General features: G+C 42.7%; 1 protein-coding gene. It reads right to left on the reverse strand.

Annotated elements, in window-relative coordinates:
• A partial coding sequence (locus HWX04_RS08320) for a DEAD/DEAH box helicase family protein (RefSeq protein ID WP_175869640.1) occupies positions 1–517 on the reverse strand: 517 nt, incomplete at both ends.

Raw genomic sequence — 517 nt, forward strand, 5'->3', positions numbered from 1 at the left:
ACGTGCAAGTGCTTGCGCATCCGTTGTCGCCGGTAAAACAAGATCAGAAGCATCGAGACCAGATTCATCATCATGTTTGCCTTTACGACGCTTGCCTACTTGTGTATCAGAACACACCGCAAAGGAACGCAAGGGGATTTCTGTATCAAGGGTCCATTCACGAATTGTTTGTGACATCAAAGCAAGAGAAGGCACCAGAAACAACACACGCTTACCTTTTCCGGCGAGAGTTTCTGCTATCTTAAGGCTTGTGAATGTTTTGCCTGTACCACATGCCATAATCAGCTTGCCACGGTCTGCTTCTTTTAAACCTTCACAGACATCTTTCAATGCTTCCTTTTGATGATCTAAAAGCTTTTTTTTCGGTTGCTCTTTAAGGACAGCTTGTCCTCTTTCTTTATAAGCACCCCAATCGATTTGACTGTTTTCTAAATCAAACAGATTAATCTGTTGAATACGAACCTCTTGTCCATCACACGTGTTGTTCGCATTATCACTCCAATTGCTTTCAGTGCTA

The sequence above is a fragment of the Bartonella gabonensis genome, assembly GCF_903679515.1.
In the GTDB taxonomy this organism is placed as follows: Bacteria; Pseudomonadota; Alphaproteobacteria; order Rhizobiales; family Rhizobiaceae; genus Bartonella; species Bartonella gabonensis.